The organism is Micromonospora sp. DSM 43699 (assembly GCF_055517075.1).
In genome coordinates this window covers 11,952-29,149 of sequence record NZ_JBTMMT010000076.1, presented here as the reverse complement: position 1 = coordinate 29,149, position 17,198 = coordinate 11,952, and the positions used below count along the sequence as shown (strand labels likewise).

The 17,198-nt window shown below is 73.7% G+C and carries 12 protein-coding genes; 4 read left to right on the top strand and 8 right to left on the bottom strand.

The window, feature by feature from the left end; genetic code table 11:
• The coding region (locus AC0AIB_RS27015) for a glycoside hydrolase family 10-like protein (protein ID WP_465097727.1) at window positions 1-1,602 on the top strand (1,602 nt) is incomplete at its 5' end.
• Window positions 1,603-1,707: 105 nt separating this feature from the next.
• Here AC0AIB_RS27015 and AC0AIB_RS27010 read toward each other — a convergent pair.
• Both AC0AIB_RS27010 and AC0AIB_RS27005 read right to left on the bottom strand, forming a co-directional pair.
• Complete coding sequence (locus tag AC0AIB_RS27010) at window positions 1,708-4,608, bottom strand: ATP-binding protein (RefSeq protein ID WP_328342641.1); 2,901 nt, start codon at window positions 4,606-4,608, stop codon at window positions 1,708-1,710.
• Between the two features lie 151 nt (window positions 4,609-4,759).
• Complete coding sequence (locus tag AC0AIB_RS27005; RefSeq protein WP_328342639.1) at window positions 4,760-4,984, bottom strand: FmdB family zinc ribbon protein; 225 nt, start codon at window positions 4,982-4,984, stop codon at window positions 4,760-4,762.
• Between the two features lie 56 nt (window positions 4,985-5,040).
• On the opposite strand from AC0AIB_RS27005, the gene AC0AIB_RS27000 reads away from it, so the two are divergent.
• From AC0AIB_RS27000 to AC0AIB_RS26990, 3 genes are all read left to right on the top strand, one after another.
• Window positions 5,041-6,264: a lytic transglycosylase domain-containing protein gene (locus tag AC0AIB_RS27000; RefSeq protein WP_465097726.1), complete on the top strand. Its 1,224-nt coding sequence runs from the start codon at window positions 5,041-5,043 to the stop codon at window positions 6,262-6,264.
• Between the two features lie 72 nt (window positions 6,265-6,336).
• The gene (locus AC0AIB_RS26995; protein ID WP_328349026.1) at window positions 6,337-7,353 is read left to right on the top strand and encodes a GNAT family N-acetyltransferase; all 1,017 of its coding nucleotides are present in this window, start codon (window positions 6,337-6,339) and stop codon (window positions 7,351-7,353) included.
• Between the two features lie 104 nt (window positions 7,354-7,457).
• The gene (locus AC0AIB_RS26990; protein ID WP_328342635.1) at window positions 7,458-10,730 is read left to right on the top strand and encodes a lamin tail domain-containing protein; all 3,273 of its coding nucleotides are present in this window, start codon (window positions 7,458-7,460) and stop codon (window positions 10,728-10,730) included.
• Window positions 10,731-10,787: 57 nt separating this feature from the next.
• Here the strand turns inward: AC0AIB_RS26990 and AC0AIB_RS26985 are convergent, their stop codons facing one another.
• The 6 genes from AC0AIB_RS26985 to AC0AIB_RS26960 form a co-directional block, all read right to left on the bottom strand.
• On the bottom strand, window positions 10,788-11,219 hold the full coding sequence (locus AC0AIB_RS26985) for a helix-turn-helix transcriptional regulator (protein WP_465097725.1): 432 nt from the start codon (window positions 11,217-11,219) through the stop codon (window positions 10,788-10,790).
• Between the two features lie 230 nt (window positions 11,220-11,449).
• Entirely contained in the window at window positions 11,450-12,433 is a 984-nt protein-coding gene (gene hemB / locus AC0AIB_RS26980; protein WP_328342633.1) for a porphobilinogen synthase, read from the bottom strand.
• A gap of 19 nt (window positions 12,434-12,452) precedes the next feature.
• Window positions 12,453-14,033, bottom strand: coding sequence for a bifunctional uroporphyrinogen-III C-methyltransferase/uroporphyrinogen-III synthase (locus tag AC0AIB_RS26975; protein ID WP_328342632.1), 1,581 nt, complete (start codon window positions 14,031-14,033; stop codon window positions 12,453-12,455).
• The gene (hemC, locus tag AC0AIB_RS26970; RefSeq protein ID WP_328342631.1) at window positions 14,030-15,025 is read right to left on the bottom strand and encodes a hydroxymethylbilane synthase; all 996 of its coding nucleotides are present in this window, start codon (window positions 15,023-15,025) and stop codon (window positions 14,030-14,032) included. The genes AC0AIB_RS26975 and hemC overlap by 4 nt, the downstream gene beginning before the upstream one ends.
• Window positions 15,022-16,413 carry a glutamyl-tRNA reductase gene (locus AC0AIB_RS26965; RefSeq protein ID WP_328342630.1) on the bottom strand — a complete coding sequence of 464 codons (1,392 nt, stop codon included), beginning with the start codon at window positions 16,411-16,413 and terminating at the stop codon, window positions 15,022-15,024. Before AC0AIB_RS26965 ends, hemC begins: the two co-directional genes overlap by 4 nt.
• On the bottom strand, window positions 16,410-17,180 hold the full coding sequence (locus tag AC0AIB_RS26960; protein WP_328342629.1) for a redox-sensing transcriptional repressor Rex: 771 nt from the start codon (window positions 17,178-17,180) through the stop codon (window positions 16,410-16,412). Before AC0AIB_RS26960 ends, AC0AIB_RS26965 begins: the two co-directional genes overlap by 4 nt.
• Window positions 17,181-17,198: the final 18 nt, after the last annotated feature.

The following is a 17,198-nucleotide window of genomic DNA, read 5'->3' as shown; positions in this document are numbered from 1 at the left end:
GGGGATGGGGGCGGGGTCACCAGTCGCACAGCCGGGACGGGTGGCACCGGCGGTGGGGGCTGTGCGGTGGATCCGGCGGTGCCGAAGCGGCAGTTCCGGGCGATGTGGATCTCGTCGGTGGTGAACATCGACTGGCCGAGCGCGGACTCCCGGACCGCCCCCGACCGGGTCGCCGCCCAGCAGGCAGAGTACCGGGGCTGGCTCGACCTGGCGCAACGGCTGCACCACAACGCGGTGGTGGTCCAGGTCCGCCCCACCGCCGACGCGTTCTGGCCGTCGGGGTACGAGCCGTGGTCGGAGTATCTGACCGGGGTACGCGGGCAGGACCCGGGCTGGGATCCGCTGGCCTTCCTGGTCGCCGAGTCGCACCGACGGAACCTGGAGTTCCACGCCTGGTTCAACCCGTACCGGATCTCCATGCCGGCACCCGGCGGCGCGGGGGCGGACCTGGCACAGCTCGCCCCGGACCACCCGGCCCGGCGGCATCCCGGGTGGGCGTTCGCCTACCCGCCGGCCGGCGTCGCGGGCAGCCGGCTCTACTACGACCCGGGCGTCCCCGAGGTCCGCGAGTTCGTCCAGACCGCGATCATGGACGCCGTCTCCCGGTACGACGTCGACGCCGTGCACTTCGACGACTACTTCTACCCGTACCCGAGCGGTAGCTACCAGGTGCCCGACGACGCCACCTTCGCCGCGTACCACAGGGGGTTCACCGACCGGGCCGCCTGGCGGCGGGACAACATCGACCTGCTGATCCAGGAGATGGGGACCAGGATCAAGGCGGCGAAGCCGTGGGTGAAATTCGGGGTCAGCCCGTTCGGCATCTGGCGCAACGCCAGCGCCGACCCGGACGGTTCGGACACCACCGGCAGCCAGTCGTACGACATCATCTCCGCCGACACCCGCAGGTGGGTCAGGCAGGAGTGGATCGACTACGTCGTGCCGCAGCTCTACTGGTACATCGGCCAGTACCCGGCTGCCGACTACGCCCGACTGGTGCCCTGGTGGGCGCAGACCGTACGCGGCACCCGGGTGCAGCTCTACGTCGGTCAGGCGGACTACAAGAGCGGTGATCCGACCTACGGCACGTACTGGATGAACCCGCAGGAGCTGTCGGACCACCTGACGCTCAACCGGTCGTACCCGGAGGTGCTCGGCAACGTGCACTTCTCCGCCGTCCAGGTGCGGGCCGACCGGCTCGGCGCGACGAGCGCCTACGCCGCCGCGCACTACTCCCGGCCGGCGCTGGTGCCGCCCATGCCGCACCTGCCGGCGAAGCCGCTGCCGCGCCCGGTGCTGACCCGGGCCGAGCGGACCGCCGACGGGGTACGGCTGCGCTGGCGTGGACCGGCCGACGGTAAGGGCCCGCTCGGCACCGCCACGTCGTACGCGGTCTACCGCTTCGACGGGGCCGGTCGGGTCGACGGGTGCGACCGGGCCGACGCGGCACACCTCGTCGGCACCGTCCGGGCCACCCCGGGGCGGTCGCAGTCCTGGGTGGATTCCACCGCGACACCCGGCCGGACGTACACCTACCAGGTGACCGCACTGGACCGGGTGTGGAACGAGAGCGCCGCCTCACCGGCCCGGGTGGTGCGCTGACCGACCACGGACGCCCCGGGTGACCACATCACCCGGGGCGTTCGCCAGACCGTATCCACCGGGCCGGGCCCGCCGCGTCGTTCCCGCACCGGGCGGCGGGGCAGGTCACGCCCACTCCTCCCGGCGTTCCGCGTCGCGCCGGCCAGCCGGCCGGGGCGTCGCCGTGCCGGTCGGCCGGGGCGTCGCCGTGCCGGTCGGCCGGGGCGTCGCCGTGCCGGTCGGCCGGGGCGTCGCCGTGCCGGTGGCCCGGAACCGGACCGAGTCCGCCGCCAGGTCCGGGTGCTCCACCGCGAACGCCACCGCCGCCGCCTCCTCCAGACCCAGCTCACCACCCTCGCCGTACGCGGCGTCGAAGGCCGCGTCGCCGAGGGTGCGCCGCAGCTCGGCCTGCCGCTCCAACCAGTACGCCCCGTAGATGCCGGGGGTGCCCCGCAGCCGGGCCCTGGTGGCCTGGGCCGCGCCGAAGAGCCGGGCCGCCGTCAACGGTTCCCCGCCCAGCGCGCAGCGCACCGCCACCGCGTTCACCGTGTCGCCGGCCCGCCCGTGGTAGCCGTGCCCCATCCGGGCCCGCAGCGCCACCAGCAGGTGCTCGTGCGCGGCCACCAGGTCACGCCGGGCCAGCGCCACCATGCCCAGCAGCATGTCCACCGACCGGCGACCCCGCTCCACCGGGCGGGCCGCCTCCACCGGGCGGGCCGCCCCGAGCAGCTCCGCAGCCTCCGCCAACGCGCCCCGCCGCCACAGCAGCTCGGCCAGGTTGTAGACGGCCAGCAACGCGTCCCCGCCGACCTCCTGCTCGTCGGCCCAGTCGATGACCTCCCGGCAGACCCGCTCCGCCTCGGCGAACTGCCCCATGTCGATCAACGGCGCGGCCCGCCCGGCGAGCACCCGGGCCAGCAGTCCCGCGTCACCGGCCTGCCGGGCCGCCGCCTCCGCCCGCTGCGAGAACCGCAGCTCCTCACCGAACTCACCGTCCGCACCGGCGTGCAACGAGTGCAGGTGGTACGCCGCCGCCAGCTCCGCCTCGGGGATCGCCTCGCCGGTCTCGGCGATCCGCCCGTACAGCCGGAACAGCCAGAGCCGGGCCTCCCGGGACAGCCCCCGCTCCCGCCACCACTGGTCCAGCCCACCTGCCAGCCGTAACCCGGCGCGGGCGCTGCCCCCGGTGGCCGACCAGCGCAGCGCCGCCCGCAGCTCACCGGCGAGCGGGTCCAACGCGTAGAGCGACAGGGTGACCGGGCGGCCGTCAGCCCCGAGATGTGCCCGGTGCAGCGCGTGCTGCGCCCAGGCCACGTGCCGGTCCCGGGCGGCCTGCGCCTCTCCGGTCTCGACCAGCCGCCGCGCCGCGTACGCCCGGATCGGGTCGAGCATCCGGTAGGTGCTGCCGGAGGCGTGCAGTTCGGCAACCACCATCGACTTGTCCGCCAGCACCGACAGCGGGTCGAGCGGATCGTCGCCGAACAGCCACTCCACCGTGGCCAGGTCCACCGGCCCGGCGAAGACAGCCAACCAGCGCAACAGCCGGGCCGCCCGTGGCCCCAACGTCCGGTACGACCAGGTGACCGTGGCCTGCATGGTGAGGTGCCGCTCGGTGGCGGACCGCTGCACCGCCCGCTGCGCCGGGCTCGGTGGCGTCTGCCCGGCGGCGGCGGCGACCAGGTCCACCGTGTCCTGCTGGTTGCCCGCCCAGCCCCGCTCCACGGGCGGTTCCGGAGCGCCCCGGCCGGCGTCGAGGGTGCCCAGCACGTCGTCGAGCCGGGCCGCCAACTGACCGGCGGAGAGCACCCGCAACCGGGCCGCGGCCAGCTCGATCGCCAGCGGCAGCCCGTCCAGCCGCTGCACCACCCGACGCAGGTCGGCGGTCTCGGTCCACTCCGGCGGCCGACCACCCCGGGCGGCCGCCGTGCGGTCCAGCAGCAGCGCCACCGCGTCGCTCTCGGTACGCCCCGGCTGCGGGTCGACCGCCAGCGGCGGAATCCGCCACACCACCTCACCGGGGAGACCGAACGCCTCACGACTGGTGGCCAGCACCCGCACCCCGCTGCCACCGGCCAGCAGCCGGGAGATCACCTCGGCGCAGGCCGCCGGCTGGGCGTCACAGGTGTCGAGCACCACCAGCATCCGCCGCACCGAGGCGTACTCGACCAGGGTGTCGAGGATCGGGCGGCCCGGTTCCGGACGCGGCCCGAGCACGGCGGCGATCGCGAACGCCACCAGGCCCGGGTCGGTGACCGTGGCGATGTCGACGAACCACACCCCGTCCGGGTACGCCTCCACCTGGCCGGACGCCACTTCGACGGCGAGTCGGGTCTTACCCGCGCCGCCCGCGCCGACCACCGTGACCAGCCGGTGCCGGCGGATCAGCAGATCCAACTCGACCCGTTCGGTCTCCCGGCCGACGAACGTGGTGACCTGGGTGGGCAGGTTGTGCGCCAACGCCTCGGCGGTACGCGGGCGCGGGAACTGCCGCTCCAGCCCCGGCGCGACGAGCTGGAACAGCCGCTCCCGGTCGTCGAAGCCCCGGAGCCGGTGCAGGCCCAGGTCGATCAGGGTGGCCCCGGCGGGCAGCGGGTCGGCCAGCCGGGCGGTCGAGGCCGAACAGAGCACCTGGCCGCCGTGCGCGGCGGCGGCCACCCGGGCGGCCCGGTGCACCTCGGGACTGGCGTACTCGCCGTCGCGGGGTTCCGCGTAACCGGTGTGCAGACCCATCCGTACCCTCGGCGCGGCCTCCGGGTTCGGCCAGTCGTGGGTGGACAGTGCCCGCTGCGCGGTCAGGCAGGCGGTCAGCGCCGCCGACGCGTCCGGGAAGGCGAGGAAGAAGGAGTCCCCCTCGGTCAGCAGCTCCGCGCCGTCGGTCTCGGCGAGGGTGTCGCGCAGCAGCCGGCGATGTTCCCAGAGCACCGGGCGGTAGTCCGGCCCGAGCAGCTGGGCCAGCCGGGTGGAGCCTTCGATGTCGGTGAACACAAAGGTCACCCAACCGCTCGGGAGGTGGATCCGTGGAGACATGCGTGGCACCTCCGCCCCTGACGTCGGGTTCATGCTGCCCTATGGTCAACCGGTCACGCATCGTGAGAACGGTCGGGCGATCTCGGACCCAAGGGGTCACTGATTCGGCGTACTGGCGTGCCACACCGTTACATCGGGCGCATCGGCCCGCTCAGCAGCCGCAGCCACCACCGCAGCAGCCACCGCCGGCGGGCGCGGCCGGGGCCCCACCGGTCGCGGAGCCGCCACCACGGCCGGTGACCGCCACTGTCGAGAGGAGCTTGACCGTGTCGGCGTGACCCTGGGGGCAGTCGGCCGGCGCACCGGCCTCGGCCATCGGTCGGTTGACCTCGAAAGTGTCGCCGCAGGCGCGGCAGCGGAACTCGTACCGGGGCATGCCCCCACCCTACGACCGGACCTGACTCCCGGACCGGGATGGGTGATACTCAAACGGTGGTGAGCGGCGAAGATTCGACGGTACGGCCCCTGCGAGCAGCGGCACCGCCCGAGGACGTGTCCGCAGTCCCGCGTCGCGGCTGGATTCCCCGGCCCCGCCGGCCCCGGCGCGATCCCTCGACCCCACCGGCCGCCGAGACCCCACCGGCCGCCGAGACCGATGCCGGAGCCGGGCCCGCCGGTGGTCAGCCCCCGACGGCCGACGCCCCGCCCGAGCCGGGCAAGACGCCCGAGCCGGATACGAAGACGGAGCCGGGCGGCGGTGCGGCGGGAGGTCGACGCCGGCGGATCCCGTTCGCGCACGCGGTCCGGCTGCCGCCACCCCGGCAGGCGGTGGGGGCCGCCACCCGGGCCACCCGGGCCTGGTCCCGCCGCCCCAGCGGTCGGCTGACCCTGCCGGCCCTGTTCCTGTTCGCGCTGGTCGCGGCGACTGCCGCGGTCGGTGCGGTGGTGGTGCCGAGCGCGGTCCGGGCACCCCGACCGGTCGCGGTGGACGACGCCGCCACCGCCGGCCCGGGATTCCCGTCGGTCACCGCGACCACCGGAGTCCCGGTACTCCCGGGCGGGAGCGGCCCCGCACTGCCGCCGGGCGGCTTCCCGACGGGCGGGGTCGCACCGACCGGACCGGTCGCACCGACCGCCGCCGGCCGGCCCGCCGACGGGCTGGCCGACTGGGCCCGGGTCACCGGCGGCAAGGTGGGCATCTCTCCGATCGCCATGCAGGCGTACGGCTACGCCGAGCTGGTGCTCGCCCAGACCAACCGGAGCTGCCAGCTGAGCTGGACCACGCTCGCCGCGATCGGCTACGTCGAGTCCCGGCACGGACAGGCCAACGGCGCGACGCTCGGGCCGGACGGCCGGGCCGTACCGGAGATCATCGGCGATCCGCTCGACGGCAAGGGCGGGCGCTCCCTGATCCGGGACACCGACGGCGGGCTGTTCGACCGGGACACCGTCTACGACCGGGCGATCGGGCCGATGCAGTTCATCCCCACCACCTGGCAGCAGGTCGGCGCGGACGCCGACAACGACGGCCGCAAGGACCCGCACGACCTGGACGACACCGCGCTGGCCGCCGGCAACTACCTGTGCCAGGGCGGCCGGAACATGACCATCCCCGGCGACTGGTGGGGGGCCATTCTCTCCTACAACGACGTACGCCGGTACGCCCAGGACGTCTTCGACAAGGCCCACGAATATGGACGCGCAAGCCGTACGTGAGGTGATCGTTCGCATACATTGCCGGACCGGACACTTCCCCCGAGAAGCCATTGACGGCAAGCTAGACGCGTGATGGTGCGCGAGTGGGACCCCCGAACCGCGTCGTCCGCCGAGATCGGCTCCGTGCTGGACACGCTGAACGCGGTTCTCGCAGCCGACCTCCCGCAGGACCCGCCCTGGCGGGAGGATTCCCTACGGGAGTACCTCTCCGAGGTGATGCCCGGCGAACGACGCATCTCCTGGGTGGCCCAGGCCGACCAACCGGCCGAGGGTGAGCCCGGTGCGATCCTCGGGCACGTGCACGTGCTGCTGCTCGGCGACATCGGCGTCCTGGAGGTGCTGGTGCACCCGGCGGTACGCCGGACCGGGCTCGGCCGTGACCTGGTGCTGATCGCCGCCCGACGGGTCTACCAGGAGGGTTTCCGGTCGATCGGGGTCGAGGTGGTCGGCGACACCCCGGCGATCGGCTTCTATTCGTCGCTGGGCTTCACCCAGGAGTACGTCGAGACCCGCAGCGTGCTCGACCTGGGCACTGTCGACTGGACGGCGCTCACCGAGATGGCCGCCGGCGTCGGCCCCGGCTACCACCTGGAGTTCTACCCGGGCGGGCCGTCCGACGACCTGATCGAGGCGTACGCGCGGGCGAAGGCCGAGGTGCGCGACGTCGAGGACGGCGAACTGCGCCCCAGCTCGTACGACCCGCAGCGGCTGCGGGACAGCCTCGACACGCTGCACCGCCGGGGGATGAAGCCGTACATCGTGCTCGCCCTGCACGAGCAGACCGGCACGGTGGCCGGCCTGACCGAGGTGGTGGTGCCGGTCCAGCACCCCACCCGCGCCGACCAGTACGACACCATCGTGGTGCGCGACCACCAGGGTTACGGCATCGACCGGGCGATCAAGGCACGCATGCTGTTGGAGTTGCGTTCCGCCGAGCCGGAGCTGACCGAGGTGCAGACCTGGAACGCCCAGGCCAACGAGGCGATGCTCAAGGTGAACGCCGAGCTGGGTTACCAGCCCGACCGGGACTGGTGCGAATACAGCGTGGACGTCGCCGAGCTGGTGCACCGCCTCGACGCCCAACACTGAGCGGCGCTGTCGCGAATTCACCACAGCGCCGCCCGGGGGATGGACGGCGGACAGCGGCGCACCTTAACGTGCGTTGGTTCCCGTCCACCCATCGTGGAGGCCCCATGCGCCTGCGCCGCAGATTCGCCGCGCTCGCCACCGTCGCCGTCGTCGCCGTACCGGTGCTCGGCGTCGCTCCCACCGCGGCCACCGCCGCGCCCACCGACCTGTTCATCTCCGAGTACGTCGAAGGTTCGTCCAACAACAAGGCGATCGAGCTGTACAACGGCACCGGTGCCCCGGTCGACCTCACCGCCGGCGGCTACCAGTTCCAGCTCTACTTCAACGGGTCGACCACGGCCACCACAATCGCCCTCACCGGCACGGTCGCCGCCGGGGACGTCTTCGTCTTCGCCGCCGCCTCGGCCGGGCCGGCGATCCTCGCCCAGGCCGACCAGACCACCGGCGCGAGCCTGTTCAACGGCGACGACGCGATCGTGCTGCGCCGGGGTGGCGTGGTGCTCGACGCGATCGGTCAGGTCGGCGTCGACCCGGGCACCGAATGGGGCAGCGGGCTGACCAGCACCGCCGACAACACGCTGCGCCGACTGCCGTCGATCTCCGCCGGGGACACCGACCCGTCGGACGCGTTCGACCCGGCCGCCCAGTGGGCCGGGTTCGCCACCGACACCTTCGACGGACTGGGCGCGCACACCGTCGACGGAGGCGGCCCGGTGGACCAGCCGGCCGTGCTGACCTGCGGCGGGGCGCTGACCATCGAGGCCGGTGCGACCGCCACCCGGGAGGTGACCGGCACCGACCCGGACGACACGATCGTCGACCTGGCGGTCACCGCGGTCAGCCCGGTCCCGACGAGCGGCACGATCAGCCGTACCGCGTTCACCCCGGCGACCGCGCCGGGTGGCACGGCCACCGCGACGGTCACCGCCACCGGCCTGCCCGGCGGCACCTACGCGGTCACCGTGACCGCGACGGACGCCGACGGCGGCACCGCCACCTGTCCGCTCACCGTGCAGGTGAACGCGGTGCTGTCGGTGGGCCAGGTGCAGGGGCAGACCCGGGACGACGAGAACCCTCGCACCGACCGGTCGCCGCTCGCCCCGGCCAGCGGCAACGGCACCAGCCCCCTGCTGTACGACGTCCGTGGCGTGATCACCCAGAAGTCGCTGACCCGTACCTCGGCCGGCGCCGACCAGTACGGCTTCTACCTCCAGAGCCGCACCGGCACCGAGGACGGCGACCCGCTCAGTTCGGACGGCATCTTCGTCTTCATGGGCGCGTTCACCACGCTGATCGGTGGCTATGCGCCGACCGTCGGCGACGAGGTGGTACTGCGCGGCCGGGTCTCGGAGTACTACGACCAGACCCAGCTCTCCGGTGCCTCGCTGGTCCGCCGGCTCGACTCGGGGCTCGACGTGAACACCGCCGTGGCGGTGGACGACGCCACCCCACCGGCCGACGCGGCGGCGGCGGACCGGTTCTGGGAGCGGCACGAGGGGGCCCGGCTGCGGGTCCGCAGCGGTTCCGGCGTCACCGGTCCCCGGGACGTGTTCGGCTCCACCGCCGACTCCGAGGTCTGGGTGGTGGACCGGGCGGACCCGCTGCTGAAGCGGACCGACCCGTACGCCCGCCGGGTGTTCCGGGACACCCACCCGCTGGACGACGTGCCGGGGCAGCTCTTCGACAACGGCAACGGGCAGCGCATCCTGCTCGGCGGCGGCGGCGTGAAGGCCACCGCCGGTGACTCGACGGCGCTGCTCCCGCCGGCCCGTACCTTCGACACCCTCACCACCGACGCGTTCGGCGCGGTGTCGTACGGCTTCAGCAAGTTCAGCGTGCAACCGGAGGCGCTCACCCTGGCGGCCGGGGTCGACCCGGCGGCGAACAACCCGCCCCGCCCGGCGGACCGGGCCCGGGAGGTCGCGGTGGCGACCTACAACGTGGAGAACCTGTACGACTTCCGCGACGACCCGTTCGACGGCTGCGACTTCACCGGCAACTCGGGTTGCCCCGGGGTGTCCCCGCCGTTCGACTACGTGCCGGCGGGCGAGGCCGACTACCGGGAGCACCTGACCGAGCTGGCCGCCCAGATCCGAACCGACCTGCACGCCCCGGATCTGATCCTGGTGCAGGAGGCGGAGGACCAGGACATCTGCGCGGTCTCCGACGGCAGTCTGGTCTGCGGCACCACCGACAACGCCGACGGTGCTCCGGACACCCTCCAGGACCTGGCGCTGACGATCCGGGCCGCCGGAGGTCCCGCCTACGCGGCGGCGTACGACCGGACCGGCGCGGACGCCCGGGGCATCACCTCGGCGTTCCTGTACCGCACCGACCGGTTGTCGCTGGCCGGGGCGACCGCCACCGATCCGCTGCTGGGCAACTCCCCCACCGTGCGGTACCGGTCGGCGGGGCTGGCGTCCAACGCGGACGTGCAGAACCCGAAGGCGCTCAACGCGGTGCTGCCGGCCGACACCGACACCTCGACCGGCAAGGACGGCGACAACGTCTTCACCCGGGCCCCGCAACTGGGCAAGTTCGTGGTGAAGGCGACCCCCGGCGGGTCGGAGTCCTACCTGCTGTACGCGCTGAGCAACCACTACTCGTCCGGGCCGGACAGCCGGGTCGGGCAGCGCACCGAGCAGGCCGCGTACGGGGCGGCGATCGTCACCGCGATCGAGGCGGCCGACCCGGACGCCCGGGTGGTGTACGGCGGGGACCTGAACGTCTTCCCCCGTCCGGACGACCCGATCGCGACCGCCGCGAACCCGACCCCGTCGGACCAGCTGGGGCCGCTCTACCGGGCCGGCCTGCACAACCTGTGGGACGACCTGGTGGCCGACGTGCCGTCGGCGGCGTACTCGTACAGCTTCCAGGGGTCGGCGCAGACGTTGGACAACCTGTTCGTCAACGACGCGCTCCACGACGACCTGGTGCAGATCCGGGCGGCGCACGTCAACGCGGACTGGCCGGCTGAGTTCACCGGGGACGGCACCCGTGGGGCAAGTGACCACGACCCGCAGGTGGCCCGGTTCCGCAGCCAACCGTCGCTGCGGGTGGCCGACGCCTCCGTGGTGGAGGGCGACCGGGGCACCAGCACGCTGACGTTCCAGGTCACCGTGTCCCGCCCGCTGTCCCAGCCGACCACGCTCTGCGCCGCCACGGTGGGGCTGACCGCGACCGTCGTGCTGGACTTCGAGCCGTACGTCGGCTGCCGGACCCTGCCCGCCGGGCAGACCTCGCTGGCGTTCCCGGTGACCGTGCGCGGTGACCGCAAGCGCGAGTCGGACGAGAAGATCGCGTTCGCGGTCGCGGGTTCGCTGCATCTGCGGTTCGCCGATCCGCTGGCGACCGGCACCATCGTCAACGACGACTGACGGTTCCGCACCTCCGACGGCCCGTCGGTCCGGCCTCCCCGCCGGGCCGACGGGCCGTCACCATTGCGGGCGCACCACCCGGGGCGGGGGCGGCACGTTGCGGTACTTCGCCACCCGCACCTCCCACTGGCTCCGTCGGCGCATCGCGTCCCGGACGGCCCGGTTGCGATAGAACGTCTCCGGTGGTCGGGCGAGCCCGTAGACGTCCGCCCACCACTCACCCGGTTCCGGATCGAGAATCGTGTCCAGGTGGGAAGGGTAGCGACGGTCAGCGCCGTCCCGGGCGTCGTCGCGGTCCCGCATCGGGGTGAGCACCCGGCCGAACTCGTCGACCACTGCCAACCGGAAGCCGGCCGCCGCGATGATCCGGCGCAGCAGGGCGATGCTCGGGGTGAGCGCGCCCGCCTCGATCCGGCCCACCGTGCCCTGGTGCACCCCCGCCCAACGCGCCAGCTCGCGCTGACTTCGGCGCCTCGGGTGGTCGAGCACAGACAGTAACGGGCGATCGCAGTCAGCCTGCCGTCTTCACCCGTGGACGGGCAGCACCGGGCTCAATTCAGAGCGGGCCGGTGCGCCCTTCGAAGTCAGGTCAGGCTGTGAGCGACCCGCGCGGGGACGACGCGAGAGCGGGAAGCGGGCGGGACCCGAGGCAGCACCGCAGGCAGACGGCGCAGGCAGACGGCGCGGGAAGAGGGCGGGCGGGGCCGCGGCGAGCAGGATCAGTAACGCTGGCGGAGCAGGGCGGCGGCTTCGACCGCCCAGTAGGTGAGGATGACCTGCGCCCCGGCCCGGCGGATCGAGGTGAGCGTCTCCAGCATCACCCGCTCACGGTCGATCCAGCCGTTCGCGGCAGCCGCCTCGACAGTCGCGTACTCGCCGGAGACCTGGTAGGCGGCGACCGGGACGTCCACGGCGGCCCGGACGGCCGCCACCACGTCGAGGTAGGGCAGGGCCGGCTTCACCATCACCAGGTCGGCACCCTCGGCCACGTCCAGCTCGACCTCGCGCAGCGACTCCCGCAGGTTTGCCGGGTCCTGCTGGTAGGTGCGCCGGTCGCCGTCGAGCGCCGACTCGACGGCGTCGCGGAACGGCCCGTAGAAGGCGGAGGCGTACTTCGCCGCGTACGCCAGCACCGACACGTCGGCGTGACCGGCGGCGTCCAGGGCCCGGCGGACCACGCCCACCTGGCCGTCCATCATCCCGGACGGGCCGACCATGCCGACCCCGGCGTCCGCCTGGGCCACCGCCATCTCGGCGTACGCGGCCAGGGTGGCGTCGTTGTCCACCTCGCCCTCCGGGGTGAGCAGGCCGCAGTGCCCGTGCGAGGTGAACTCGTCCAGGCACAGGTCGCTCATCACCACGGTGGCGTCACCGACCTCGGCCACCACGTCGCGGATGGCGACGTTCAGGATGCCGGCCGGGTCGATCCCGCCGGACCCGGTCGGGTCCCGCCGCTCGGGCACCCCGAACAGCATGATCCCGCCCACCCCGGCCCGGACCGCCTCCACGGCCGCCTTGCGCAGCGAGTCCCGGGAGTGCTGGAGCACCCCCGGGAGCGACGCGATGGCCCGTGGCTCGGTCAGCCCCTCCTTGACGAACATCGGCACGACCAGTTCGGCCGGGGCGACGCGGGTCTCGGAGACCAGCCGCCGCACCGCCGCGTTACGGCGCAGCCGGCGGGGCCGGATCTCGGGGTACGGCATGCGGGGCCTCCCAGTACGGCTAGCGGAACCTCAGCGCGGTCGGCCCCTGCACCTTCGAACCACGACGCTGCTTCGCCGGCATCGCGGCGAGTTTCTCGCGCAGTTCGACGGCGTAGGCGGCGAGCGCCTCGACCAGGTCGGGCACCGAGGCGTGCGGAGGCTGTACGTCGACCCGCAGGCCGAACTCCGTCGCGGTCTCCGCCGTCTTGGGCCCGATGACGGCAACAACGGTACGCGCGTGCGGCTTCCCGGCGATACCTACCAGGTTGCGTACTGTCGATGAAGACGTGAAGAGCACCGCGTCGAACCCGCCCGACTTGATCGCGTCCCGGATCTCGGCGGGCGGCGGGGCGGCCCGGACCGTCCGGTACGCGGTCACGTCGTCGACCTCCCAGCCGCGCTCGGTGAGCCCGGCGGCGAGCGTCTCGGTGGCGATGTCGGCGCGCGGCAGCAGCACCCGGCCGACCGGGTCGAGGATCTCGTCGTGCGGGGAGAACTCCGCCAACAGCCCCTCGGAGGACTGCTCCCCGGCGGGGATCAGCTCCGGCTGGATGCCGAACGCACGCACCGCGTCGGCGGTGGCCTCGCCGATGCAGGCGATCTTGACGCCGCCGAAGTGCCTGGCGTCCAGGCCGTGCTCGGCGAACTTCTCCCAGACCGCCCGGACCGCGTTGACCGAGGTGAAGATCACCCAGGCGTACCGGCCGTCGACCAGACCCTTGACCGCCCGTTCCATCTGGGCCGGGGTACGCGGCGGCTCGACCGCGATGGTCGGCACCTCGCACGGGATCGCCCCGTACGCGCGCAGCCGGGCACTCATCGCCCCGGCCTGCTCCTTGGTCCGGGGGACCAGCACCTTCCAGCCGTACAGCGGGCGGTTCTCCCACCAGCTCAGCCTGTCCCGTTGGCCGACGCCCTCGCCGACGGTGAGCACCACCCGGCCGGTGAAACCGAGCGCCGCCGCGACGAACGAGTCCACGCTCGACGTGGTGGTGTACTGCGTCTCGCCGGTGCCGTCGCCGGTCACCCCGACCCCGGTGGTGCCATTCACCCCGGCGGCCAGCAGGCCGTCCCGGACGGCGGCCAGGTCACCGGCGTCGACCGCCAGGGCCAGCGAGCCCCGGCCGACGGCGGCGGCGAGCGCGTCGAAGTCCAGCGTGCCGACGTCCTCGACGTCGGCGGCGGTGCGTACCCCGGGCAGCGGTACCCCGGCGTAGGTGGCGACGCCCTCGGCCTGACCGACGCCCGGCACCACCTCGAAGTGCGCGGCGGTACGCGCGACCGCCTGCACCTCCTTGACCACCGAGTCGTGGCCGAACGGGTCACCGGCGACCAGGTGCACCGCGTTCAGCCCGGAGCGGGCCGCGCTGATGAGCATCTTGGCAACGTCGCCCGGCACGCCCTCGGCGGGGCTGAACTGGGCGTCGGACCGGGCCTGGGCACGCACGACGTCGAGCAGCGACTCGGGGACTCCCCGGTCGTACACCACCTGGTCGGCGTCGACCAGGGCGTCGTGGGCCCGGCGGGTCAGCAGCCCCGGGTCACCGGGACCGGCGCCGACGAACGCGATGCGGCCGACGGGCTTACGGGTGCGGGTCATTCTGTGCTCCCAAATTGCTGGGTCCCCGGGCCGGTGCTTCCTTCGTGGCCGAGGATCGAGTCGGCGCCGAGTTCGAGGAGTTCGGCGGCGAGTGCCTTGCCGATCTCCGCCGCGTCGGCGGGCGTTCCGGTGCGGGACAGCCGGAGGTCTCGGGAACCGTCCGGGCTGATCACCGCCCCGCGCAGGTAAATCTCGTGGACAACATCGCCTTCGGCACCCGAGCCGGTTGGCTCGCCTTCGGCGACGACGGCGTAGGCGGCGACCGGGGCGGAGCACCCGGCCTCCAGGGTGGCCAGCAGCGCCCGTTCCGCGGTGACCGCGGCCCGGGACGGTGCATGGTCGAGCACGGCGAGCAGCTCGACCAGGTCGGATTCGTCGACCCGGCACTCCACGGCCAGCGCACCCTGGGCGGGCGCGGGCAGCATCAGCATCGGGTCGAGCGTTTCGGTGATCACGTCGGTCCGGCCGAGTCGGGCCAGCCCGGCCCGGGCCAGGACGACCGCGTCGAGATCGGCGTCGGGGCCGAGCACCCGGCCGAGCCGGGTGTCGACGTTGCCCCGGATCGGGGTGACCTCCAGTTGCAGACCGAGGGCGTGCAGCTGGGCGATTCGGCGCAGCGCGCCGGTGCCGACCACGGCCCCGGGCGGCAGCTCCGCGAGGGTACGACCGCCGGTGGCGACAAGCGCGTCCCGTGGATCCTGCCGGGGCGGCACCGCCGCCACGGTCAGCCCACCAGCCTCGGCGGTGGGCAGATCCTTGTAGGAGTGCACGGCGAGGTCGATGGTGCCGGCGGTCAGCGCGTCGCGCAACGCCGAGACGAAGACACCGACGCCGAGCCGCTGCACAGGCGCGGACGAGCGGTCACCGGCGGTGACCACCTCGACCAGCTCGACGGCGCGTCCGGTCGCCGCGGTGATCGCCTCGGCGACGTGACCTGATTGGGCCAAGGCCAGGGCGCTGCCCCGGGTGCCGAGGCGCAGGGGGACAGTCATCGCGCACCTCCGGTGGACGGCTGGTCGGTGCCGCTCGTCGGCACCCCGGCGACCTCGAACGAAGCACGGCCGTCGACGGTCTCCACCACGTCGGGGACCGAGTCGACTCCGGCGGTCTGCGGCACCTCCAGGTCGAACAGCTCGCGCAGCAGGGCGGCGTACTGGTCGCCACCCGGTTCGGCGGCGAGCTGGCGGACCTTGACTGTCGGCTGGTGCAGCAGCCGTTGCACCACCCGGTGCACGGTCCGGGCGACCTCGGCGCGCTGGTCGTCGCTGAAGTCCGGGCGACGCTGGGCGAGCCGGCGCAGCTCGGCGGTGACCACGTCGTCGGCGCGCCCCCTCAGAGCGGCCACGGTGGGTGCCACGTCGGCCCCCCGCAGCCAGCTCAGGAACGCCTCGACCTCGGCGGCCACGATCCGGCTGACCTCGGCGGCGTCGGCGGCGGCCGGGCCGTCGGCGAGCAGGGTGGCCATCCGGTCGATGTCGATCACCTCGACGCCGGGCAGCTCGGCCACCTCGGGCGCGACGTCGCGGGGCACGGCGAGGTCGAGCAGGACCAGCGGCCCCCGGTCCGGGGCACGGCGGGCGAGCGCCCCGGCCACCACGTCGAGGGTGAGGACCGGTTCGGTGGCCGCGGTGGCGGCCACTACGATGTCCACTGTGGAGAGCGCGGGGACGAGGTCGGCCAGCGGGACGGCATTCGCCCCGTACGACTCGGCCAGCCGGACGGCCCGATCGGCGCCCCGGTTGGTGACGGTGAGCGGGCCGGCGTCCCGGCGGGACAGGGTCGCCACGCTCAGCGCGCCCATCGCGCCCGCGCCGACCACCATGGCCGGCCGTCCGGCGAGGTCGCCGTCGAGCAGCTCGGCGGTGAGGTCCAGGGCGGCGGTGACGACGCTCTGCCCGGCCCGGTCGATGTCGGTCTCGGCGTGCGCCCGCTTGCCGACCCGCAACGCCTGCTGCATCAGCTCGTGCAGCAGCCGCCCGGCGGTGTCCGCGCCGGAGGCCCAGTGGTAGGCGTCCCGGAGCTGGCCGAGGATCTGCGCTTCGCCGACCACCATGGAGTCCAGCCCGGCGGCGACCCGGAAGACGTGGTCGACGGCGGCCGAGTCGTAGTGCACGTAGAGGTGGTTGGCGAACGCGGCGGGCGGGGCACCGGCCTGCTCGGCGAGGACGGCGCAGATGTCGCCGAGGCCGCCGTGGAAGCCGGACACGGCGGCGTACACCTCCACCCGGTTACAGGTGGAGACGAGCACCGCCTCGGCGACGTACGGCTGGGCGACCAGTCGGTCCAGGGTTCGGGTGAGGTCGGCAGGGGCGACCGCCAACCGCTCCAGGGTGACCACGGGAGCGGTGCGGTAGGACGCGCCGACGACGAGCAGCTTCACGTGCCGATCGCCTCCTGGGTGTCGGGGGTCGCGAGCCCGCCGGACAGCGCGGTGAGGGCGGAGCCGCCGGTGGCGGGCAGCGCGGTCAACGACGCCTTGCGGTGCTCGTGGAAGGACAGGATCTGAAGCTCGATGGCGAGGTCCACCTTGCGCACGTCGACGCCGTCCGGCACCGAGAGTACGCAGGGCGCGAAGTTGAGGATGCTCGTGACGCCGGCGGCCACCAGCTGCTCGGCCACCGCCTGGGCGGCCGGGGCGGGGGTGGCGATCACGCCGATCGAGATCGCCTCCTCGGCGGCGACCCGGGGCAGGTCGTCGACGTGTCGCACGGCCAGCCCGTTGATCGTCTCACCGACCCGGGACGCGTCGGCGTCGAAGAGCGCCGCGATCCGGAAACCCCGGCTGGCGAAGCCGTCGTAGCCGGCCAGGGCGTGACCGAGATTACCCACCCCGACCAGGGCGACCGCCCGGCGTTGGGTGAGCCCGAGCACGAACTCGATCTGGTCGACCAGCAGGGCGACGTCGTAGCCGACCCCCCGGGTGCCGTACGAGCCGAGGTGGGAGAGATCCTTGCGGAGCTTGGCCGAGTTGACCCCGGCAGCGCCGGCCAGGCCCTCGCTGGACACCGTCTCGTGCCCGGCGTCGGCCAGGTTGTGCAGGGCGCGCAGATACTCGGGGAGCCGCGCGACGGTCGCCTCCGGGAGGTCCGGGAGCGCCGGTACGGCACCGGCGCGATCGGACGCGCCTGGGTGACGGTGCTGACTCATGAGACTCCGTGCGGTGCG

What these genes read in the sequence shown, in the direction of transcription:
- AC0AIB_RS27010 (WP_328342641.1), bottom strand. Translation starts at nt 4,608, where the DNA reads ATGTCTCCACGGATCCACCTCCCGAGCGGTTGGGTGACCTTTGTGTTC.
- AC0AIB_RS27005 (WP_328342639.1), bottom strand. Translation starts at nt 4,984, where the DNA reads ATGCCCCGGTACGAGTTCCGCTGCCGCGCCTGCGGCGACACTTTCGAG.
- AC0AIB_RS26995 (WP_328349026.1), top strand. Translation starts at nt 6,337, where the DNA reads ATGGTGCGCGAGTGGGACCCCCGAACCGCGTCGTCCGCCGAGATCGGC.
- AC0AIB_RS26990 (WP_328342635.1), top strand. Translation starts at nt 7,458, where the DNA reads ATGCGCCTGCGCCGCAGATTCGCCGCGCTCGCCACCGTCGCCGTCGTC.
- hemB (WP_328342633.1), bottom strand. Translation starts at nt 12,433, where the DNA reads ATGCCGTACCCCGAGATCCGGCCCCGCCGGCTGCGCCGTAACGCGGCG.
- AC0AIB_RS26975 (WP_328342632.1), bottom strand. Translation starts at nt 14,033, where the DNA reads ATGACCCGCACCCGTAAGCCCGTCGGCCGCATCGCGTTCGTCGGCGCC.
- hemC (WP_328342631.1), bottom strand. Translation starts at nt 15,025, where the DNA reads ATGACTGTCCCCCTGCGCCTCGGCACCCGGGGCAGCGCCCTGGCCTTG.
- AC0AIB_RS26960 (WP_328342629.1), bottom strand. Translation starts at nt 17,180, where the DNA reads ATGAGTCAGCACCGTCACCCAGGCGCGTCCGATCGCGCCGGTGCCGTA.